This is a genomic window from Chryseobacterium panacisoli, from assembly GCF_008274625.1.
GTDB lineage: Bacteria > Bacteroidota > Bacteroidia > Flavobacteriales > Weeksellaceae > Chryseobacterium > Chryseobacterium panacisoli.
In genome coordinates this window covers 150,366-171,396 of sequence record NZ_VTRU01000007.1, presented here as the reverse complement: position 1 = coordinate 171,396, position 21,031 = coordinate 150,366, and the positions used below count along the sequence as shown (strand labels likewise).

The 21,031-nt window shown below is 37.1% G+C and carries 13 protein-coding genes; 9 read left to right on the top strand and 4 right to left on the bottom strand.

The window, feature by feature from the left end; translation table 11 throughout:
- The first annotated feature begins 139 nt into the window (after window positions 1–139).
- From FW781_RS20845 to msrA, 7 genes are all read left to right on the top strand, one after another.
- Complete coding sequence (locus tag FW781_RS20845) at window positions 140–2,326, top strand: TonB-dependent siderophore receptor (protein ID WP_149389187.1); 2,187 nt, start codon at window positions 140–142, stop codon at window positions 2,324–2,326.
- Window positions 2,327–2,373: 47 nt separating this feature from the next.
- A complete protein-coding gene (locus FW781_RS20840; RefSeq protein WP_149389186.1) occupies window positions 2,374–4,533 on the top strand; it encodes a TonB-dependent siderophore receptor in 2,160 nt (719 codons plus the stop codon).
- A 39-nt stretch (window positions 4,534–4,572) separates the two neighbouring features.
- Window positions 4,573–5,772, top strand: a complete 1,200-nt coding sequence (locus FW781_RS20835) for a PepSY-associated TM helix domain-containing protein (protein WP_149389185.1) — start codon at window positions 4,573–4,575, stop codon at window positions 5,770–5,772.
- The gene (locus FW781_RS20830; protein ID WP_149389184.1) at window positions 5,772–7,886 is read left to right on the top strand and encodes a TonB-dependent receptor; all 2,115 of its coding nucleotides are present in this window, start codon (window positions 5,772–5,774) and stop codon (window positions 7,884–7,886) included. The genes FW781_RS20835 and FW781_RS20830 overlap by 1 nt, the downstream gene beginning before the upstream one ends.
- 51 nt (window positions 7,887–7,937) lie before the next feature.
- Window positions 7,938–9,149: a PepSY-associated TM helix domain-containing protein gene (locus tag FW781_RS20825; protein WP_149389183.1), complete on the top strand. Its 1,212-nt coding sequence runs from the start codon at window positions 7,938–7,940 to the stop codon at window positions 9,147–9,149.
- 79 nt (window positions 9,150–9,228) lie between these two features.
- On the top strand, window positions 9,229–10,197 hold the full coding sequence (locus tag FW781_RS20820) for an ROK family protein (protein ID WP_149389182.1): 969 nt from the start codon (window positions 9,229–9,231) through the stop codon (window positions 10,195–10,197).
- Window positions 10,198–10,618: 421 nt separating this feature from the next.
- Window positions 10,619–11,173: a peptide-methionine (S)-S-oxide reductase MsrA gene (gene msrA / locus FW781_RS20815; protein WP_149389181.1), complete on the top strand. Its 555-nt coding sequence runs from the start codon at window positions 10,619–10,621 to the stop codon at window positions 11,171–11,173.
- A 179-nt stretch (window positions 11,174–11,352) separates the two neighbouring features.
- On the opposite strand, the gene FW781_RS20810 is transcribed toward msrA, so the two are convergent.
- Together FW781_RS20810 and FW781_RS20805 are read right to left on the bottom strand one after the other, a co-directional pair.
- Window positions 11,353–13,113 carry a RagB/SusD family nutrient uptake outer membrane protein gene (locus FW781_RS20810; RefSeq protein ID WP_149389180.1) on the bottom strand — a complete coding sequence of 587 codons (1,761 nt, stop codon included), beginning with the start codon at window positions 13,111–13,113 and terminating at the stop codon, window positions 11,353–11,355.
- 18 nt (window positions 13,114–13,131) lie between these two features.
- Window positions 13,132–16,176: a SusC/RagA family TonB-linked outer membrane protein gene (locus FW781_RS20805; protein WP_149389179.1), complete on the bottom strand. Its 3,045-nt coding sequence runs from the start codon at window positions 16,174–16,176 to the stop codon at window positions 13,132–13,134.
- A 330-nt stretch (window positions 16,177–16,506) separates the two neighbouring features.
- Between FW781_RS20805 and FW781_RS20800 the strand changes: the two genes are divergently transcribed.
- Complete coding sequence (locus tag FW781_RS20800) at window positions 16,507–17,583, top strand: phosphatidylinositol-specific phospholipase C1-like protein (protein ID WP_149389178.1); 1,077 nt, start codon at window positions 16,507–16,509, stop codon at window positions 17,581–17,583.
- A gap of 146 nt (window positions 17,584–17,729) precedes the next feature.
- Here FW781_RS20800 and FW781_RS20795 read toward each other — a convergent pair whose 3' ends face one another.
- Together FW781_RS20795 and FW781_RS20790 are read right to left on the bottom strand one after the other, a co-directional pair.
- A complete protein-coding gene (locus FW781_RS20795; RefSeq protein ID WP_149389177.1) occupies window positions 17,730–19,517 on the bottom strand; it encodes a metallophosphoesterase family protein in 1,788 nt (595 codons plus the stop codon).
- A 75-nt stretch (window positions 19,518–19,592) separates the two neighbouring features.
- Window positions 19,593–20,432: a hypothetical protein gene (locus FW781_RS20790; RefSeq protein ID WP_149389176.1), complete on the bottom strand. Its 840-nt coding sequence runs from the start codon at window positions 20,430–20,432 to the stop codon at window positions 19,593–19,595.
- A 360-nt stretch (window positions 20,433–20,792) separates the two neighbouring features.
- Here FW781_RS20790 and FW781_RS22555 point away from each other — a divergent pair, with 360 nt between their 5' ends.
- Window positions 20,793–20,954, top strand: a complete 162-nt coding sequence (locus FW781_RS22555) for a hypothetical protein (protein ID WP_172625774.1) — start codon at window positions 20,793–20,795, stop codon at window positions 20,952–20,954.
- Window positions 20,955–21,031 lie beyond the last annotated feature (77 nt).

The window sequence follows — 21,031 nt, the reverse complement described above, 5'->3', positions numbered from 1 at the left end:
AATATTATCTAAAAACCGTTATGGCATTGACCATAGCGGTTTTTTGTTATTCAGTATATAATAATTTTATGATAAATATCAATTATATTATTTATTTAGAACAGTTAAAAATAATATATTTGCAAAAAATTTGACTTTCATGAAAAATATACTAATCTGTGCTTCTGTGCTGGGATCGGTAGTGACCTTTGCTCAACAGAAGGATTCTATTAACGCCAAAAGCATTGATGAAGTATTACTTATAAACACGTATATTAAAAAAGACAGTGAATATTCAAACAAAATGCCGCTAAAGGCTATTGAAAATCCACAAGTTTATTCAAGTGTTGATAAGAATATCTTAGAAAATCAAGGAATTTATACGGTAGACGATGCGTTTAAAAACATTACCGGCTTACAGCCCATGTGGACTTCAAACGGAAGAGCGGGAGACGGTGGCGCCTATGTAAGTTTAAGAGGTTTTGTATCTGCAAATTCTTTAAGAAACGGAGTTCTTGGGGCAGTAACAGGTACAATTGATGCCATAAACCTTGAAAAAATGGAGGTTCTTAAAGGCCCATCAGGAACTCTATTCGGAAGCTTATTGTCAAGTTATGGAGGGGTAATAAACAGGGTGACAAAAAAACCATATGAATCATTTGGAGGAAATATCTCTTTGGCTGGGGGTAGTTATGACACCTACAGAGCGGCAGTAGACATTAATACTCCGCTTACTCAGGATAAAAAATTATTATTCCGTTTAAATTCTGCTTATACCAATGAGGGAACTTTCCAGACAGAAGGATTCAGAAGAAACCTTGCAATAGCTCCCAGCTTAAGTTACAAGCCTACCGATCGTTTAAGCATTAATTTGGATATGGAACTTTTCCAGATGAAGAATATGAGTGATCAAACCTTTTTCTTCTATTCCGGAAGCTATCTGCAAAAAGTAAACAATATCAAAGATCTTAATCTCGATTATAAAAATTCCTATTTGGGAAAAGATCTTACTAATACAGGAAGAAGTATCAACTTTTTTGGACAGATAAATTATAAAATTTCAAATTCTATTACTTCTTCTACCAATTTCAGTACGTCTTCCAGCTACTCAAATGGATTTATGCCTTACCTCTATTTTATGGGGGATAGTGCAGATAGTATGTACAGAAGTGATCAGTCTACAAGAGACAGCAGAAAAAAGTCTCTTAATTTCCAACAAAACTTTAATGGTGATTTCCGCATTGGAAATCTGAGAAACAGAGTTGTATTAGGGTTTGATTATTTGAGAGTAAATAACAATCAAAACTTCTACGATGTCAATGGGTTTGATAGAGATCCACAAGGAAACTCAATTCCTGTTCCTTTACACCAACCCGGCTTTAACTATACAAATTTCAACGGTACTGCACTACAGGAAAGATATGATGCTATGGCGGGAAATGAAAACCCATACATCATAAAAGGAATTCAGGAAAACTACGCGGTATATCTTTCAAACGTATTGAATATCACTAATAATCTTAATGTTTTAATGGCATTAAGGGTAGACAACTTTACAAATAAACCGGGTGTTACAGGTGCTGCCAGCTCTGAAGAAAGTAAAAGGCTAAATCAGACCTTCTTTTCACCAAAACTAGGCATCGTGTATGAACTTATTAAAGACAAGGTTTCTATATTTGGAAACTATCAGAATAGTTTTAAAAACCTTTCATATTTTGTTGATGGGTCGGGGATTACAAGAACACCACTTCCTGAACAGGCTAACCAGATGGAAGGAGGAATCAAAACAAGCCTTTTTAACGGAAAAGTATCTTCTACATTCAGCTATTACAATATTAAAGTAAAAGATGTTTTAAGAAATCTACAGCTTGCCTCTAACCCGCAGGCTCAGATCCAGGACGGTACTATTGTAAGTAAAGGTGTTGAGCTTGAGATTAACGCTTATCTGGTGAAAGGTTTCACAGCAATTGCCGGATTTAGTTACAATGATTCAAAATATACAAAAGCGGATCCTTCCGTGGCAGACAGAAGACCTAACACATCAGGCTCTCCTTATCTGGCTAACCTATATGCAAGCTATCAATTCCTTGACGGAAGGCTTAAGGGGCTTGGATTTGGGCTTGGAGGAAACTATGCGAGCGAAAATAAAATTTACAATTCTGCAGATGGAGTATTTTCTTTACCATCCTATGTTGTCTTAAATGCCAGCGCTTATTATGATGCAAAAAAATTCAGAATTGGTGTTAAGGTAGACAACTTTACCAATCAGCATTATTGGATCGGATATACCACAGCAAACCCACAAAGGCTGATCAACGCTGTAGGAACACTAACATATAAATTTTAAGTACGATACGTACATTACTGATACACACATTAAGGACTTTATAAACAATGAAAAGAATAACAATAGGAGCTGCATTACTGACTTCAATGCTAAGTTTTGCACAGGAAAAAAAAGACACCATCAAATCCAATGATATTGAAGAAGTAATTGTTAACGGAAGATATTATCAGAAGTATAAGCTGAATGAGGTTTCAGGTTCACTAAGAATCCAGACTCCTATTCTTGAGCTTCCTCAAAATGTACAGTCTATAAGTTCTCAGGTTCTTGCTGATCAGCTTACATTGAACATGTCTGAAGGAATTGTCCGTAACGTAAGTGGGGCAAGAAAAGTAGAACACTGGGATAATGTATATTCTAATGTATTCATGAGAGGAGCCAGTATTGCTACCTTCATGAACGGAATGAATGTTTCATCTACGTGGGGTCCAATTAATCCTGATGCCTCTATCATAGACAGAATAGAGTTTGTAAAAGGTCCTGCCGGATTTATGGGTTCTATGGGAGATCCAGCCGGGTTTTATAATGTGGTAACTAAAAAGCCTACCGGAAAGTTTGCCAACAGTGTACGTTTCACTACGGGAAGCTATAATCTTTTCAGAGGAGAAGCTGATCTAGACGGGGTTCTTGTAAAAGATGGTGTTTTAGACTACCGTATTAATTTAATGGGTAGCTCTAATAATTCATGGGTTGAAAATGATAAAACAAGCAAAATTATTGTTGCTCCTTCCATTACTTTCAGACCTACAAAGACCACTACATTCACCGCTCAATACAACTATCAGTATTTAAAATTCAATCAGCCGGGAGCTTATCTGATGTCTAATGACGGATATGCTTCGCTGAATGTACATACCAACTTTAATGACCCTAACTTCAAAAAAACGGAAGTAAAAGATCAGAGTTTATTCTTAAGCTTAGATCAGAAGCTTTTCAAAGACTGGGTTTGGAGTACACAATATGCTTATATGGACCTGAATTACGACGGAGGTTCATGGTGGGGAACTTTTGATTCAGCCAATAAAAATATTTTAAACAGAACATTAAGTAACTGGCAGGCCAAAGGAAAAAACCATATTTTCCAGACCTATGTTAGAGGAACATTAAATACCGGAAACATTGTTCATAAAATAATTGCAGGATTTGATTACGGAGACAGAAAATACAAGGCAGATTTCTCATCTTTTGCAGGAGGGCCATTCCCTATTGATATTTATAATGTTCAGTATGGTGTAGATCCTTCAAAACTTCCTTCCTCAGATTTTTATACCTTAAACACTTCTGCTCCATTTTATAATGACCAGGGAGTAAAATACACTTCTTATTATGCTCAGGATCAGATTGAAATGTTTAACAATAAGCTAAGAATAACATTAGCGGGAAGATACACAAGCGGTAAAACTTATTCGGCATATCCTAACCTGAGCCCTGGAACTCCTATTGTACCTGATACAGCAGGAGAGTTTACACCAAGAGTGGGAGTAAGCTACTCTATTAATGAAGATTTCTCGGCGTATGGTATCTATGACAAAACTTTTACACCACAGTCGGGAACTGGGATTAACCAAACTAAGATTACAGACCCTTTCAGAGGTCAGAATATTGAATTTGGGTTGAAGAAAGACTGGTTCGGTGGAAAATGGAATACGACTTTTGCTGTGTACGAAATCAGAAGACAAAATATTCTTGTTGCCGGAAATTCAAATGAAAACGGTGGTGTAGCTTTTCAAGTTCCTACCGGAGAACAAAGAGCAAGAGGTTTTGAAACTGATATCAAAGGAGAGATCATCAAAGGGCTGAACCTTATTATCAACTATGCTTATACAGATGCAAAAACCATCAAAGACACAGATCCTACAAGAATTGGAATCCAGTCTCCTGGAAATGCAAAAAATGTACAAAATACTTGGGTAAGCTACAGGTTTGAAAACGGCCTTATGAAAGGTTTCGGAATTTCTGCAGGGTATCAGTATCAGGGAGGAAGACAATCCTGGTTTGGAGTGAGTGCCACAAAAGATCAAAGTCTTCCGGATTATTTTGATACCAATTTCGGGGTTTCTTATGTTGCTAAAAAATTCGATGTTAACTTTATGCTGAATAACGTTCTTAACAGAAAGCTTTACAGTGGATACAGAGGAGACGGAGGAGAATATGCATGGATCTACAATGCTCCGCGTAACTGGAGGGTATCAATAGGATATAAATTTTAAAAATCAAAGGTTAGCCCCTCACGGGGTTAACTTTTTGCTATGAAAAAGCATCACCATAAAAAGAAGACTTCTTCAACAAAAAAATGGTCTGCCAAACTGCATCTGTGGTTTGGTTTATCTGTTGGTATTATTGTATTTATAGTCTCTCTTTCGGGGACTTTATATATTTTTAAGGACGAAATACAGAATAGTTTACGTAAAGAAGCTATTTATCTGAAAAAAGAGGAAATCGGGGAAAAGCCTTTGCCGATTCATCTGCTTCGTGAAAAAGTGTCGCTGGAGCTTAATGAAAAGTATCCTGTAAGCGCTGTAGAAATTCCTTTAGATAAAACAAAATCCTATCAGTTTGAATACTACGACAAAAGCAAAAAAGGATGGAATTATTTTCAGCAGGTACACATCAACAAGCTGGCCTATGTCAATCAGTATACCGGAGAAATCCTTGCGGTCTACAATGAGAAGTATGATGTATTCAACATCCTGAAATATATCCACTGGGGACTTCTACTCAACTCAGAATGGGGACCATACACTGTAGGAATCCCAACTGTTCTTTTTGTCATCATGCTGATTACAGGAATTATTTTATGGTGGCCTAAAAATAAAAACGCCAGAAAAGGACGTTTCTGGTTCAATTGGGAAAATGTAAAAAACTGGAAACGTAAAAATTATGATCTTCATAATATCCTGGGCTTTTATGCATCATTTATTGCCCTTCTTTTAAGTGTTACAGGGCTCTATTTTGCTTATCCCTATGTAAAAAACACTTTTACTTTTGCATTATCCGGTTCATGGGAACTTCCAAAAGAAAAAGAAAGAAAATCTCCGGACTCCCTGATGACAAAGAATGAAGCTGTTTTTGATCTGGCCGCAGTACAGACTGAAAAACTGTATGCAAAATCATCCAGCTTCAGAATTAATTTAAACGGAAAGAATAAAAAAGGAAAAGAACTGAAAAACCTTCCTGTAACGGTATACGGACTGGATGGAAGATACAGCGAAAGAAATCTCCTGACATTTGATAAATACTCCGGAAAACTACTAGCCAACAAACCTCATCACAATCTCAGTACTGCCGAGAAATACTCCAATGCCAATTATGATATTCATACCGGATCCTACTTCGGAATCATTGGAAAAATCATCTGGTTTATGGCAGGCCTCACGTGTACATCACTCCCTGTAACCGGATTCCTGGTCTGGTGGGGGAAAAGAAAGAAAAAAGGAAAGAAAATATAATGAAAAAAGCACTTTTATCAGCTGCCTGCTTAGGAACTACTACCGTTCTTGCTCAGGTAAAAGATAGTTTACAAACCAAAAATGTAGACGAGGTTGTCATGACTGCCTCCAGAAAAAAGGAAAACATAAAAGAGGTTCCAAGCTCTATTACAGTGGTAGGAGAAAAACAGATCCAGTCTCAGCTGACTGTTAACTCAGATATTACGAGCATTTTGCAGTATACGGTTCCCAGTTTAGGAACAAATTCCGGGCAGACTTCCAATTCGGGACAGACTTTAAGAGGGCGCCAGGTGTTGGTTTTGATTGATGGGATTCCACAATCTACCCCGCTTCGTAACGGAGCAAGAGATTTAAGAACAATAGACCCTTCAGCCATCGAAAGAATTGAAGTTATCAAAGGAGCTTCTTCCATCTATGGTAACGGAGCAGATGGAGGGATCATCAATTATATTACGAAAAGAAACAAAACAGATAAAAAAATCTCCGGAACTTCACAGATTGGTTTTACAGGCCAGCCTTACGGTGGTACTTTAGGAGTAAGAGCCAGCCAGCTTTTATCCGGAAAAATCAACAAATTGGACTATACCCTTTCATTAGCCTACGAAAGAACGGGATATACAAAAGACGGAGACGGTGTTTTGATCAGCCCTACCTACAGCATTGCCAAAATGGACAACTACAATGGATTGCTTAAAATCGGGTATGATATTAACGAGAATCAAAGAATTGAAGCTTCCTACATTGGCTATTCTTCAAGATCAGACCTGAATGTGGGATTAAAAACAGGAAAATACAGCATCACTCCCACCTCTGGTGAGGGAATAGGAAAAGGATTGGAAACAACTCCTCAGGGAACTCCGAAAAACCACAATATCAGAGTGAGCTATGATAATAAGAACCTGTTTGCAGGAACTTCTTTAAATATCAATCTTTATTATCAGGATTTTAAAACCGTTTACGGATATAGCGATACTTTTTTTAATGGAGGGCAATCCAATGTTATTTCCCAGAAAAAGGGAGCAAGATTTAATTTGGATACCCAGCTATGGAATTCCCCGAATTCACAAGGAGAAATTATCTACGGAGCTGATATTCTGAATGATGAGACCGTACAGAAGCTTGAAGACGGACGTTTCTGGACTCCCGATATGAGTATGACCAATATTGCCCCTTTCGTATTGGCAAAAATTGATCTTTTCAAAAAATTTACCATCAAAGGAGGTCTTCGCTACGAAAATATCAAAGTGAATGTAGATGACTTCAATACGCTTTCTACGCTTAAAAGTGACGGAACTTTCACCCAAAGTATTCCTGTAACCGGTGGGAAATTAAGCTATAATGCATTGGTAGGAAATATCGGTGTCCGTTATAATATTGAGCCTTATATCAACCTTTTCGGAAGCTTCTCTCAAGCCTACTCCATCAATGAACTAGGAAGAATCCTGAGAACCTCAACTTCTGAAACGATTAAGAGTCTGGAAACGAAACCTATTATCGTTAACAATTATGAATTGGGAGCAACAGGACAGCTTTCCAGCTGGCTTAATTATGAACTGACTTCTTATGTGAGTACTTCAAAACTAGGAGCATCATTTGTGCAGAGCCCGGACAGAGCACTGATGATTCAGAGATCACCTGAAATTGTATACGGAGTGGAAGGATTTTTACACTTCACCCCTGCAAAATGGATTCAGTTTGGGGGAAGCTACAGCTGGATGGAAGGTATTACTTCTGTAAAAGATGACGGTGATTATTCAGCGAAAATCAATAACAGCAGAATTTCTGCGCCTAAAGTTCTGGCGTATGTACAGGCAAGACCTATCCCTACTCTATCGATTGGTCTTGATATGCTTCATTCTTTCCAGCAAAACAGATTTGAGCCCAATGCGAAAACAGGATTGTATGCGTACGGTGAAGGATATGTTCCGGAGTATACCGTTTTTAATTTCAAATCAAGTTATGAGGTTAACAACAACTGGAGGGTATCATTAGGGATTGAAAACCTTTTCAACAAAGTGTACCAGCCTGCCATTTCATGGTGGACAGCAAGAGACAGTGATTTCACCAATGCTCTTGGATTGAGAGGAACATTCATGATCGAATATAAATTTTAATTAAACTAAATAAAAAGTAAAACATATCTTTGCTTTACTTTTTACTGCTATATGAAGAAAAATCATCATCATAAAAAAAAACCGGGATTCTTTAAAAAATGGTCTGCCAAGCTGCACCTTTGGTTCGGATTGGGAATAGGTTTTCTGATCTTTATTATCTCTATCACCGGAGCATTGTACGTTTTTAAGGATGAGGTGGAAAATATCACCCGAAAAGATGTCATCTATCATCAGGAGCAAAATATTGAACAGAAGCAGGTACTTCCTATCAGAGTAATGGAAAAAGCTGTTGCGGAACAGGTGAAGGAAAAATATCCGATTCACTGGGTAAATGTTCCTATTGACAAAAAAATGTCCTATATGTTCTTCTGGTATGAACACAATACGGATGCCTGGAATTATTTTGATGAATTTCCTATCTATAAACAGGCTTATGTAAACCCATACACCGGAAAAGTACTAAGAGTGTATGATGAGAAAAACGGGTTCTTCAATATTGTAAAAATGATCCACTGGAGCTACCTTTTGAAACAGGACTGGGGAACGTATGTAGTAGGAATTCCTGTTATCATTTTTATCATTATGCTGATCTCAGGGATCATCTTATGGTGGCCTAAGAACAAAGCAGCAAGAAAACAGCGTTTTGCCTTCAAATGGAAAAATATTAAAAGCTGGAAACGTAAGAACTATGACCTTCATAATGTCTTAGGTTTTTATGCTTCTATCTTTGCTTTAATCTTCTCCATCACAGGACTTTTCTATGCATTTTTTGTTGTTCAGGCGATGATCTATGTCATCTTTTCGGGAGGAGAAACAAAATATCCAGACTTTTCCCACATTAAAACAAAAGCGCCTATCGAGCTCAGAACAGAAGGGACACTGGATAAAATCATCAATACCGTAACGGAAAAATATCCTGACTCCTATGGTTTTGCCATAGATTTAGGACACCCACATATGGATGATCACGAGCACCCTAACTTTGAGGTGTATGTGAAACATCTTTCTTATTCTTATCATAAAAGCAGCAGCTTAATCTTTGATGAAAACTCGGGAGAGTTGCTGCACACTCATGATCCGAAGGACAAAAATTTTGGGGAAAAAGTTGTGAGCGCCAATTATGATATCCACGTAGGAGCTATTTTAGGCCTTCGGACCAAGATCATTGCCTTTATTGTAAGTTTGATCTGTGCCTCTCTTCCGGTTACCGGATTTATGATCTGGTGGGGAAGAAAAAAGAAAAAATCGTTAAAAACAGCTTAACATATTAAATAAAATCCGGTTAATAATCTATTAATACAATCTTTTTTATAATTTTAGCCCCTAGAATTTAATAATAGAAATGTCATTAATAGATTTATCAAAACAAGTTGCCCTTGGAGTTGACATCGGCGGAACCAATACTAAATTCGGAATCGTAAACCACCGTGGAGAAGTTCTGGATAAAGGAAACCTGAGAACCGACGAATATGACAAAGTTGAGGATTTCATCGATGCGTTATATGAAAATGTTCGTCCGATGATGGAAAAGTATGGTACTGAAGCACACTTTGACGGAATCGGAGTAGGAGCTCCTAATGCAAACTACTATAAAGGAACCATAGAATTAGCTCCCAACCTTCCATGGAAAGGGGTTATTCCATTTGCTGAACTGATGACCGCAAAATTCGGACTTCGTTGTACCGTAACCAATGATGCCAATGCTGCAGCCCTGGGAGAAATGCTTTTCGGAGCAGCCAGAGGAATGAAGGATTTCATCATGATTACACTGGGAACAGGAGTAGGAAGCGGAATCATTGCCAATGGAAGCCTGATCTACGGACATGACGGCTTTGCAGGAGAATTGGGACATACAATTGTAAAACCAGGCGGCAGAAAACACTGGAGTACGGGTTCTGAAGGAAGTCTTGAAGCCTACGCTTCTGCTACAGGAATCACCATTACAGCAAAGAAAATGAGAGCAGAATTTCCGGAATCTATGCTGAACCAGTATCCTGAAGACGAAATCAATTCTAAAACAGTATACGAATGTGCTATCAAAGAAGATCCAATTGCTATTGAGGTTTTCCGATATACAGGTCAGAAGCTGGGTGAAGCAATAGCCAATTTTGTGATGTTCTCATCCCCTGAGGCAATTCTTCTATTTGGAGGGGTAATAAAAGCAGGAGATTTTATTTTAAAGCCTGCTAAACTTCATATGGAAAGGAACCTTCTTCCGATCTTCAGAAATAAAGTAAAACTGGTATTCAGTGAACTTGACGAAGCAGATGCTGCTATTCTTGGAGCAAGTGCTTTGGTTTGGGAAAAATAACTGAAATCTTTTTAAGAATATAGAGCATCCTTTTTTAGGGTGCTTTTGTTTTTCCCACAGATTATGCAGATTTTCACAGATGATTGGGTTGCATTTTGTCATGTTTATTTGTGAAAACATTGGTCTTATTCGTGTTTAAAATACGAGAATATAGATGCTTCGACTAAGCTCAGCATGACATTGCTAATACTAACCTCTTTAAAATAATTTGCAGAGATAAATGCAAGAAATTACATGCTATTTTCCTTGTGTTATTTGTGAAAAGCATTGGTGTTATTTGTGTTTAAAATCATTTGTCATATCTATCACGACAATTTAAGTTTAATAGGCTAAAATCATATTCAAATGAAAAAGTTTTTCCTATTTTTGATCAGTTTTTTCCGGATCAGGAAAGGATCATAAAACAATATAATTATCAACAATGGATAACAATAATTTAGAACAGATTACTTTCGGTGGCGGATGTTTCTGGTGTGTGGAAAGCTGTTTCAATATGCTGAAAGGGGTACAATCCGCTATTTCAGGATATTCAGGAGGACATAAAGACAATCCGACATATCAGGAAGTTTGCACCGGAGAAACGGGACATGCAGAAGTAGTACAGATCACTTATGATCCTGCTGTTATTTCTTACGAACAGTTGATGGATGTATTTTTCTTTCTTCATGATCCTACTCAGCTTAACAGACAAGGAAATGATATTGGAACCCAATATCGTTCTGTTATTTATTATAAAGATGATGCTGAGAAGGCAAAGGCCGAAGAAGCCATCAAAGTTTCTCAGGAATCAGGAAGATGGACAGGAACGTATGTAACAGAATTAACTCAATTCGATAAATTCTGGCCTGCAGAGCAGTATCATCAGGGATATTACAATGAAAACCCGACACAGCCTTATTGCAGTGCTGTAGTAGGTCCAAAAATCCAGAAGTTTAAAAAGCATTTCGGGGAACTGGGAATGCTGAACGCAGAATAAAACCTTATATTTTTAAGTTTTGGCTAAAGCCGGATTTGATTGTATAATTGACTAAACGGACTAAAGTCCGTTCCTATTAATATCAACTGAATGGCTACAAACCGATACAAAATAACAGAAGCGAAGAGGAGATCTCTTCGCTTCTTGTTTACGCAAAAATAATTGTTTATATGAAAAAACTAATATCCTGGGTTTTGGGTAAAATCTTTTGAGGCATCAAGGGTTGCCTGGGGAATCGGGAAAATTCTTCTGTAAGGCTGAGTCGCTGGTTTTGCAGTTCCCGGCAAATCAAATTTTCCGAACCTGATCATGGCCTTTCTTCTGTACATTTCCCAATACAATTCATATCCTGATTCTTTAAAAAGAGCATCAGCATCCAGAGAAGTTAGCGCAACTCCCGGAGCATTATTCTTTAAAGCATCATTCGTTCTTGTTGTTCTTAATCTATTAACATCAGCCAGCGCTCCCGATACATTCCCATTTCTGAAAAAGGCTTCCGCTCTCATCATATAGATGGTTCCTAATCTGTATAATGGGACATCCATTCCGCTGGTTCCGTTGTTTCCATACCCGGGATCAAATTCAAACTTAAAATTTCTTACCCCTCTGTTGATCTGGGCCTGTGTAAATACAGCTTCTGAAGGATTGTCAAAATTGAGCTCCGGAGTAAAATCTGCAGCAAGGGTTGTGTTTTTCTCTGTGAACAATTTGTATACTTTGATTCTTCCATCCGATGTAAGGTCAAAGTTACCATTGGCAAGAATTTTAGGACCATATTGCTGACCAACCTGTAATCCTCTGTTGAAGTGAAACCATGGTTTTCCAGTTCCTTCCACTTTACTAGTTGATGGTACACTTACATCCGTTCCGTCATTTCTGAACCATGTTCCGTCTTCATACTGATAGGTTCTCTGGAAACGCGGGTCATCATGATTTCCGTTCCATGAATAATAGAATTCCGGAGTAACGCAGTTCGCATTGGTTCCTCTGTTATCAGGCGATGGCTTTTGGATTCTTTCCATGGACATATAAGCAAGATCATTGTCTGCATTTCTGTTGGAATTCTTTTTCTGAACAATAGTAAAGATCATTTCCTTACTTGTATCATTGTTGATATCAAAATTGTGGAAGTAATTGGATTCTAAACTAAAAAGACCTCCATTAATCAGCATATCGGAGTACTTGATAACCATCTCCATATCATTCCCTCCTCCACTTAATGCCTGTTCCTTAAAGTTAAAACTACCTGCCGTCTTGTTTTTTAAAACAGCTCTGTTAAGATACATATCAGCCAATAATGCGTACGCAGCCTGTTTGGTAAACCTTCCTGCATGTGTATTCTGAGTTTTAATATCAGCCAGATTGGGAATAAGACCTTCCACTTCTGTAATTAATGCATCAATGGTAGATTCTGCCTTTCTGATCTGAATGGGAGCGTTTAAATTATCCGGATCTCTGTACGGAGCCTGTCCATACAAATCGATTGTTGTATAGGTATAGAACGCCAATAATCCTTTTGCTTCAGCCAGAAATAAAGTCTTATTATTGATGTTACTTTTGTTGATACTTCCTATAGCAAACAGAGATTTTGTAATTCCTGAGTTCAGCTGGTTCCAGGTTGTTTTTACCACATCATTATTTGCATCCCAGGTGAATTCGTGCATAGCTCGCCATTTTCCTCCGTCTCCCCAGTCGCTTCCTCTTGTTGGCAGGATAGCTTCATCTGTAGAATATTCCTGTAAGGCAAACACACTTCCATGATCTACAAAAGTTCCGTCACCAAGCTGTCCGTAAGCCGCAGCAAGAGACGCTTCAGGGTCTGCATTTTCAGTTCCCATTACCTCATCAATTACTTTTTCATCCAGATTGGTGCATCCCACTAAAGACATTACTGCAATGGACAAAACGATTTTATTTAGATTTAAAAATTTAGATTTCATGATTTCTTTTAACTTAAATTAAAACTTAATAGTAGCTCCCAAAATGAAAGTCTTTGCAGACGGATACGTCGTGTAATCAATTCCTAAAGACTGATTTCCCTGCACCTGCTTGTTGGTGTCAACAAGTGGATCGTATCCTGAATAACTGGTAATGGTAAACAGATTCTGTGCACTTACATACAGATTGATACTCTTCAAAAATTTCAATTGATTCATGTCAAAAGTATATCCTAATCTTACGTTGCTTAAGCGAATAAAGTCTGATTTTTCAAGGTATAAAGAAGACAATTGCGGCTGATTGGCAAAGCTTGCTCCTGAATCATAATATTTCTTCAACACGTTTCTGTCTGAAGCTAAATTATTGATATTTAAATCCAAAGCTGTATTATTTACCAAATTTCCACCTGTCTGCCCAATGAAAGAGAATGCAAAATCAAACTTCTTGTATTTCATATAAGAATTGATCCCGAAAGTAAAATTAGGAATAGCTCCTTCAAAAATCTTTCTGTCATTTGGGTCAATCTTTCCGTCTCCGTTCAGATCTTCATAGATATATTTTCCATTGGCATCAATCCCCAAATAATTGTACATATAGAAAGATCCTGCTTCATATCCGTTTTTGTAGATATTTGCGGTAACGCCTGAAAGCCCAGGTCCTGAAACTTCACCAGAATTAATTCCGGAAACCGGAAGATCTTTCACCACATTATTTACGGTAGCTCCATTGATGTCAAAATTCCATGTAAAGTTTTCGTTTTTAATAATTTCTGAGCCAAAAGAGAATTCAAAACCTTTATTAACGATCTTTCCATCAGCATTCAGCCAGACAAAATCTGTGGGGCTTAATGGAGTGGAAGGAATAAATAATATCGGGTTTTTGGTAGTTTTGTTATAGTATTCCAATGAACCGTACAATTTGTTTCTGAACAAGCTGAAATCCAATCCAATATTCGTTTGTGCCACAACTTCCCATTTCAGATTGGGATTGGGTGTTCTTACCACCTGAACTCCATTGATCAGGTTTAAGTTATCATACAAATAGTATCCTGCACTTTGTGATAACAGATAACTTGCTTTTGTAATTTTATTGATAACTTCCTGATTTCCTGTTTCTCCCCAGCTCCCTCTTAATTTCAACTCATTGATAAATGAAACATCTTTCAGGAAATTTTCCTTTGAAATGGTCCAGCCTGCAGCAACTGACGGGAAATATCCATATTTATTATTATCTCCAAAACGGGTGGAACCATCAGCTCTTAATGAAGCTGTTAAGAAATATTTTTTATCAAAATTATAATTTACCCTGCCGAAGTAAGACTGCAATTCGTTTTCCTGAGAAGTTCCCGGCTGTGGAATAAATACGTCTCCGGAATATCCAGGATTAATTTCCGGCGAAATCCCGGCTCCCTGATTCACAAAGTTTCTTACGCCAAGATAAGTAGCAGTAGCTTTAAATTTCTGATAAGAAAAACCTCCTAATATGCTGAAATTATGTTTGTTTAAGCTAAGATCATACGTTAAATAATGTTCCAAAAGAATATTATAAGAATCCAGATTGGCCTGTGAATAGATTCCTTTCGGACTTCTGTCTGTAATGTTCGGGAACATGGTTGTATTTCTTTCGGATAAGCTTCTGTCAACACCTAAATTAAATTTATAATTCAATCCCGGTAAAATTCTCAATGTTGCTTCTGTATTTCCCAGCACTCTGAAAGTATTCGTTTTATCTTCGTAAACGCTCAATAAATAAAGCGGATTGTAATGGGCGTTCATATTGAAATTGGTATAATTTCCGTTTTGATCGTAGACAGAACGCGTAGGATTGGCCATTAAAGCATGAATAATAAGCTGCCCGTCAGACCCTGCATTTCCACCGTTTGGAATTCCCGTTTCTCGGATATCACTGGCGGTAAGATTCAGCTTCACCTTTAATCTCTTGTTATCAAAGAAAGATTCTTCAGCATTCAAACGGGCTGTTGTTCTTTTAAAGCTGCTGTTCAGGACAATCCCGTCCTGATCCATGTGAGAAAGGGAAGCAAAATAATTCCCTGTTTCTGTAGCTTTTGAGAATGAAACAGAATGATTGGATGAGACAGCATTTCTGTAGATCTCGTCCTGCCAGTCTGTATTTCCGCCATGGTCATAAGATTTATCAATCCCGGCAGATCTGTACTCATCGGCAGTCATCAGATCTAATTTCTTAATCACTGAAGAAAAGCCTAAATACGTATCATACGTAAACATTGGTTCTCCTTTCTTTCCTCTTTTTGTTGTTACCAAAACGACACCGTTTGAACCTCTTGCTCCATAGATTGCCGCAGCAGAAGCATCTTTCAAAACTGTAATGGATTCGATGTCACTAGTATTCAAAAAGTTGAGAGGATTCTTTGCGGTTGTATTTCCAAGTCCTACATTCGGGCTTTGTGCACTCACCGGATCATTATTCAAAGGAATACCGTCTACAACGAATAAAGGAGTACTTCCGCTTCGGATGGAACCGATACCTCTGATGGAAACATTCACACCTGCTCCGGGTTCTCCGCTCGACTGAACAATACGGACACCGGCAATTTTTCCCTGCATCAGGTTGTCCACGGAAATGTTCATTCCTTCTTTGAAATTTTCTGCTTTCAGCTGGCTTACAGCTCCTGTTAAATCAGATTTTTTCTGAGAACCATACCCCACCAGCGTTACCTCTTCAATAGAAGTTGAGCTCTTTTTGGATTCTAATTTTACGGAAACCGAAGTACTGGAGATCTTCACCATCTGTTCGCCATATCCGTCATAAGAAATGGACAAGGTCTGGCCGATGTTGGCCGAAATTGAGAAGTTTCCTGATGAATCGGTAGAAACAGTGTCTCCGGTTTCTACAACAGTGACTTTTGCGCCTTCTATTGCAGAACCATTCTGATCCGTTACATTTCCGGAAATGGTTTCGTTTACCTGCGAAAACACAGGATAGTTTGAAGTAAATCCTTTAGCATCAGCTTGGTGAGCCACCAAAAAAATTAATGCAACCGGGATTAGCTTTTTAAACTTAAAAAAATTAATTTTGTGGTACATATCAATAAGTAAAGTAATTGCAAGACGTTACATTGCTTATCAAAAGCCGCTGTTGTTCCCGCAACAGTGGTTTTCTTTTTCAGGCAACGGTTAGTTTTTATTTCGGCATACAAAGTAAAAGGATCTGCCACAAATCTATTTTAACATAATATTATCTTAAAGTCAACAAAATATAAATATCTCAAATTGAGAGAATATAAACCTGCTAAATATCAAATCCTTATACATCTTTATTTTTCGATCATTCACGGAATTTTAAAAATTACTTAACATAATATATAAATTGTTACGGGTAAAGAGTGATTAATTTCGCATGTAAAATGTATCGAAATGAAAAAGGCTGTTTTTCTTGGCATCTGTTTATCTTCATTCAATCTAGTTTGGTCACAATCTCAGCAACTCGATGAATTAAAGATCAATGAAATTCAGGTAATTGGCTCACATAATTCTTATAAGAAAGCCATTCTACCTGAAGTATACCGTTTTTTATCCCAAAAAGACGTTCAGAACTCTTTACCGAAGATTCAATATGAACATATTCCTATCCCCGAGCAGCTGGATCTTGGGCTTAGAAATCTGGAGATTGATGTTTATGCAGACAGTAAGGGAGGAAAGTATGCCCATCCGAAAATTCTGGATCTTGTAAAAACCTCCGAGCCTTTTGATCCGGAAGGAAAAATGAAAAAACCGGGTTACAAGATGATTCATATTACAGATATTGATTATCAAACGTGGTATTATACGCTGGAAGAATGTCTGAAGGATTTGAAAAAATGGTCTGACAGGCATCCTCATCACGATCCTGTTTTTATAACACTTGAACCCAAAGATGGAAAATCGAATCAATTCGGGACAGAGCCGGAGCATTATACCAGTCAGCTTTTTAATGATCTGGATAATGAACTGAAAAAGTACCTCGGGAAAGATAAAATTATTACACCAGATGACATCAGAGGTTCCTATAAAACGCTGAACGAAGCTGTTTTAAATAAAAACTGGCCAAAAGTAAAAGATGCCAAGGGAAAATTTCTTTTTGTCTTAGATAACAATGGAGAAAACAGAGACCTATACGCAAAGGGGCATCCTTCATTGAAAGGAAGAATGATTTTCACCAACTCCACTCCCGGAACTCCGGAATCGGCTGTTCTGTTTATGAATGAACCGAAGAAAGAAAATGCAATGATCAAAGATCTGGTAAAAAAAGGATATATCATCCGTACAAGAGCTGATGCAGATACAATGGAAGCACGAAGTGAAGACTATTCAAGATTTGAAAAGGCAAAAGAAAGTGGTGCACAGATCATTACAACAGATTATTATTATCCCAGCAAATTATTCAAATCCAATTATAAAGTGAGTTTTGACAACAATACCTATGAAAGAAAAAATCCTTTAACAGGAAAATAATCCTGTTTGCTGCTAGATTTATAATTGAGGAGGCTGCCTGAATGGGCAGCCTTTCTTTTGTTTAAACACAAATAGCACTAATTCTTTTCACAAATACCACAAATATCTCATTGAATACAAATGGAGGGTTTATGAAATATTATAATTCACAGTTTTATTATTTTCTTTTTTTTCAAATCTATTTCAAAATGATCTGCCGGATCTCCGTCAGAAAGTAATGAAAGAATTTTAAAGACTGATTGTAACCGTCTTACAAATACATCCTGTGACTGAGTTTCCTGATAGAGTTTCTCCAATATTTGGTACTGCTCCAGCCTTTCTTTGGGAATGTCTTTTTTTGCCAGCTCATCTGCCGATTGAAATTTATACAGATCCAGCAGCAAATCATCAAAAGACCATTTTTTAAAAGTTTCTGAGCTGATTCCCTTTTCTCTGAGTTGATTATTATTTTGGATAAGTAATAACAAGTCTTCCCCACTCAGCTTCGTTCCTTTTTCTATAAAGTCTTTTGGCCAGTCATCAGGAATCATTCGCAAACGGACCAATTCTTTTACATGGAAAAGCATAAAATCATGATATGATGTTGTCTTTAAAATATCTTTATTCCAAACTATGTTACCTTTATTGCTTTGTAAAGCTTCATATTCTTTTTCATATAAAGGAAACAATTCGTTGAAATGTGGGACTTCATTTAAGACTTCAGTTTGTACTTCTAGCTTGTCGGGAGACTGTATCGTCAGAATTTTATACGCCGGCAGATAAGCTGCCAGTGAAGGAACCTGAACATTGACCAAAACATTCTCACCAAATTTCCTGATTCCTGTATCATTAATATGCATATGGCCTGCAAAATGAATCTGCAACCCTGCTTCAGCAAATACTTTTGCCACTTCTTCCTGAGGAACGCGCTCCAACTGCCACTTTTTCTCCCCCAACAGGTTTTTAATTTCGTTAGTTGCCCCATCATTGAAATCAATCATTGGGTAATGGGTAAATGCAATCAAGGTTTTGTTGTTTTTCTTTGCTTCATCGGCAAGTCTCCTTACCCATTCTATCAAATGCTGTTTGTTAGTCAGCACATTATTATAGCCAATACTTGCTCCTTTATAATTAGATGGATTGTGGGAATCTTCATTGATGTTTCTTGGAATATAGGTATTTCCGTCTATGGCAACCATCCACACATCTTTCACTGGTTCAACAACATAACTTAAATCCGGGACTGAAAAATCCTTTTCAACTTCATACATTCTTTTGGAGTAATCAGCAGACTGTAATCCTTTTCTGTAAGAATAATTTTTAAATGAATTATGATCAAAAGGTGTATTCCAAAACAGATCTTCTTTTTTAGGATAAAAACCAAAATCTTTTAATTCATTCAAAATCTCTAGGTATCCGGATTCTGCGATATCTTTCGTGATGACCTTATCTATTGATTTTCCGATACTTTCTTTGCTGTAGATTCCCAATGGGTTTCCATTTTGTCCGAGAAAATCATCTTTTCCACCATCATTTCTGAACGGTCCCACCGGATCGTGATTTCCTGTGGTCAGATAAAATTTAATCCCATATTTCTGGTGATACTTTTCCAAAATAGCATGAAGCCCGCGCAGGTTATAAGCCTGTCCATCATCAGAAAAATCACCGGGCATTGCTACGATTTTAATTCCTTTAGCAGCAATATCATCCAAAGCCTTGAGAAAGGCAAAATAGTTCTCATTAAAAATTCTTGTGGAATGTAATTGAGAATCCATAGTCCTCAGAATCGTGGATTTTCCCGTTCCGGGATTCACAATTCCTTTAAAATCATGATCCGAAAAACTTCCATACAGATCCTGAAAATGCACATCGGAAAGAAAAGCAATCTGTACAGGTTTCTGAGCGGAGAAAAACGTACTTATAAACAGTAAAACGGAGACAATTGATTTATTCATCTTAAAAATAAGACGAAATTACAGGAATGGCCAAGGAAATGTTTTAATTGAATTTTAAATTATTGTGAAGGAAATTTATTCTGCCGGCATTATACCGGATTTCTTTCCCGAGTATTTTCTAATAATATATTCGGTGGCTCTTTTTAGCTCTTTTTTGTTCTCCGGATCAATTCCGTCCATTGTGAAAAACTCGACTTTTCCATTAACTTTGGAATACCAAATTTTCCCCAGCGCGTTCTCTACTGTAAGTGTGTCTTTTCTTGTAATACGTTTAAAATATTTAATCTGAACATTATCTTTCGGAACAACATTCAGAATGGGGTTTTCTTCCTTACAGTCTGTCAGCCTGTATTCATTATTATCCCAATACATGCAATTCTTTTCAATACCTGACAGATTCAAGAGATTGAATGATTCATATGCATTTCTATTTCCAGTTGAACAATAATAATTACCAATAAGAAAACTTCCAAGGATAAACATACCAACAAGACCAAAACTATTTTGTCTGACAAATTCCGGCATTTTAAAATGCTGTTCATTGATGATATTAATATTAATTTTGGAAAGCCTTTCAGATATGATCTCCTCATCCTGATCCACACTGATTTTTACTGTAGTCAGATTTTTTTTATCATCATTCCTGATAAAAGTCCTGGAAAACTCTGAAAAATCTTTATACCCGATATACTGGCTCATTTTATTCAGTCTCTCCGGTTCAATATTTCTGTTGTTATTGCCCTCGACAAAATCTTCATAATATCGTATGAATGTTTTATCTGAAATATCATAGAATTTCAGATTATCAATAAAACAAAGATGCAGATAAGAAGCTAATCCACTTTTGGTGGTTTTCTCTGATTCTCTTCTTGCCTGCTCAAATACTTCATTAATCAGTAGTTTTTTCTTGGACATAAACAGTGTTTTCGGGCATTACAAAGTAGATGATTTTCAATCATACCACATTACGGATTTCCGTAATAACTCCACACTTATTTACTGTCTATTGATGTCTATACTTTGTCTAACATGTCTATTCTTTTTTGCTGCAAATTTGCTTTAGAAATCAACAAAAACAATACAAAACTGATTTCAAAAAACCAAAGAAAACAGAGATTAAACTCCGGATCGGGAAGCAGATGTTTTACCTCCGTTTTTAAAGGTTCACTTCCCCCAAAAATTAAGAAGCGCTTCGAAATTTTAACAGTGTACAGCTCGCGATAAAACTTCGTGAGAGGAAGAAATACGGTTTCAACTTCGAAAATTTTAAAAGGAATGATCCAAATTATAATGATGCTATTAGGTTTAGCATTTTCAGATAATAATGCCAATACTTCTACAACTGATAACAATTACCAACCCACTACAATCAACCTTTCTATGGAAAGTGGTAGTGATACGAGTGGAGATAACGGACAACTCCCTCCAAAAAAATAAAAAGGCACACACATATTCAGCGAAAGAGAAATCTTTCGCTGTTTTTTTTTAAATTCGACAAAACAAATAATTTTGAA

Coding starts and splice junctions, on each gene's coding strand:
- FW781_RS20805 (WP_149389179.1), bottom strand. CDS start 16,176: ATGTACCACAAAATTAATTTTTTTAAGTTTAAAAAGCTAATCCCGGTT.
- FW781_RS20825 (WP_149389183.1), top strand. CDS start 7,938: ATGAAGAAAAATCATCATCATAAAAAAAAACCGGGATTCTTTAAAAAA.
- FW781_RS20830 (WP_149389184.1), top strand. CDS start 5,772: ATGAAAAAAGCACTTTTATCAGCTGCCTGCTTAGGAACTACTACCGTT.
- FW781_RS20790 (WP_149389176.1), bottom strand. CDS start 20,432: ATGTCCAAGAAAAAACTACTGATTAATGAAGTATTTGAGCAGGCAAGA.
- FW781_RS20820 (WP_149389182.1), top strand. CDS start 9,229: ATGTCATTAATAGATTTATCAAAACAAGTTGCCCTTGGAGTTGACATC.
- FW781_RS20800 (WP_149389178.1), top strand. CDS start 16,507: ATGAAAAAGGCTGTTTTTCTTGGCATCTGTTTATCTTCATTCAATCTA.
- FW781_RS20845 (WP_149389187.1), top strand. CDS start 140: ATGAAAAATATACTAATCTGTGCTTCTGTGCTGGGATCGGTAGTGACC.
- FW781_RS20795 (WP_149389177.1), bottom strand. CDS start 19,517: ATGAATAAATCAATTGTCTCCGTTTTACTGTTTATAAGTACGTTTTTC.
- FW781_RS20840 (WP_149389186.1), top strand. CDS start 2,374: ATGAAAAGAATAACAATAGGAGCTGCATTACTGACTTCAATGCTAAGT.
- msrA (WP_149389181.1), top strand. CDS start 10,619: ATGGATAACAATAATTTAGAACAGATTACTTTCGGTGGCGGATGTTTC.
- FW781_RS22555 (WP_172625774.1), top strand. CDS start 20,793: ATGATCCAAATTATAATGATGCTATTAGGTTTAGCATTTTCAGATAAT.
- FW781_RS20810 (WP_149389180.1), bottom strand. CDS start 13,113: ATGAAATCTAAATTTTTAAATCTAAATAAAATCGTTTTGTCCATTGCA.
- FW781_RS20835 (WP_149389185.1), top strand. CDS start 4,573: ATGAAAAAGCATCACCATAAAAAGAAGACTTCTTCAACAAAAAAATGG.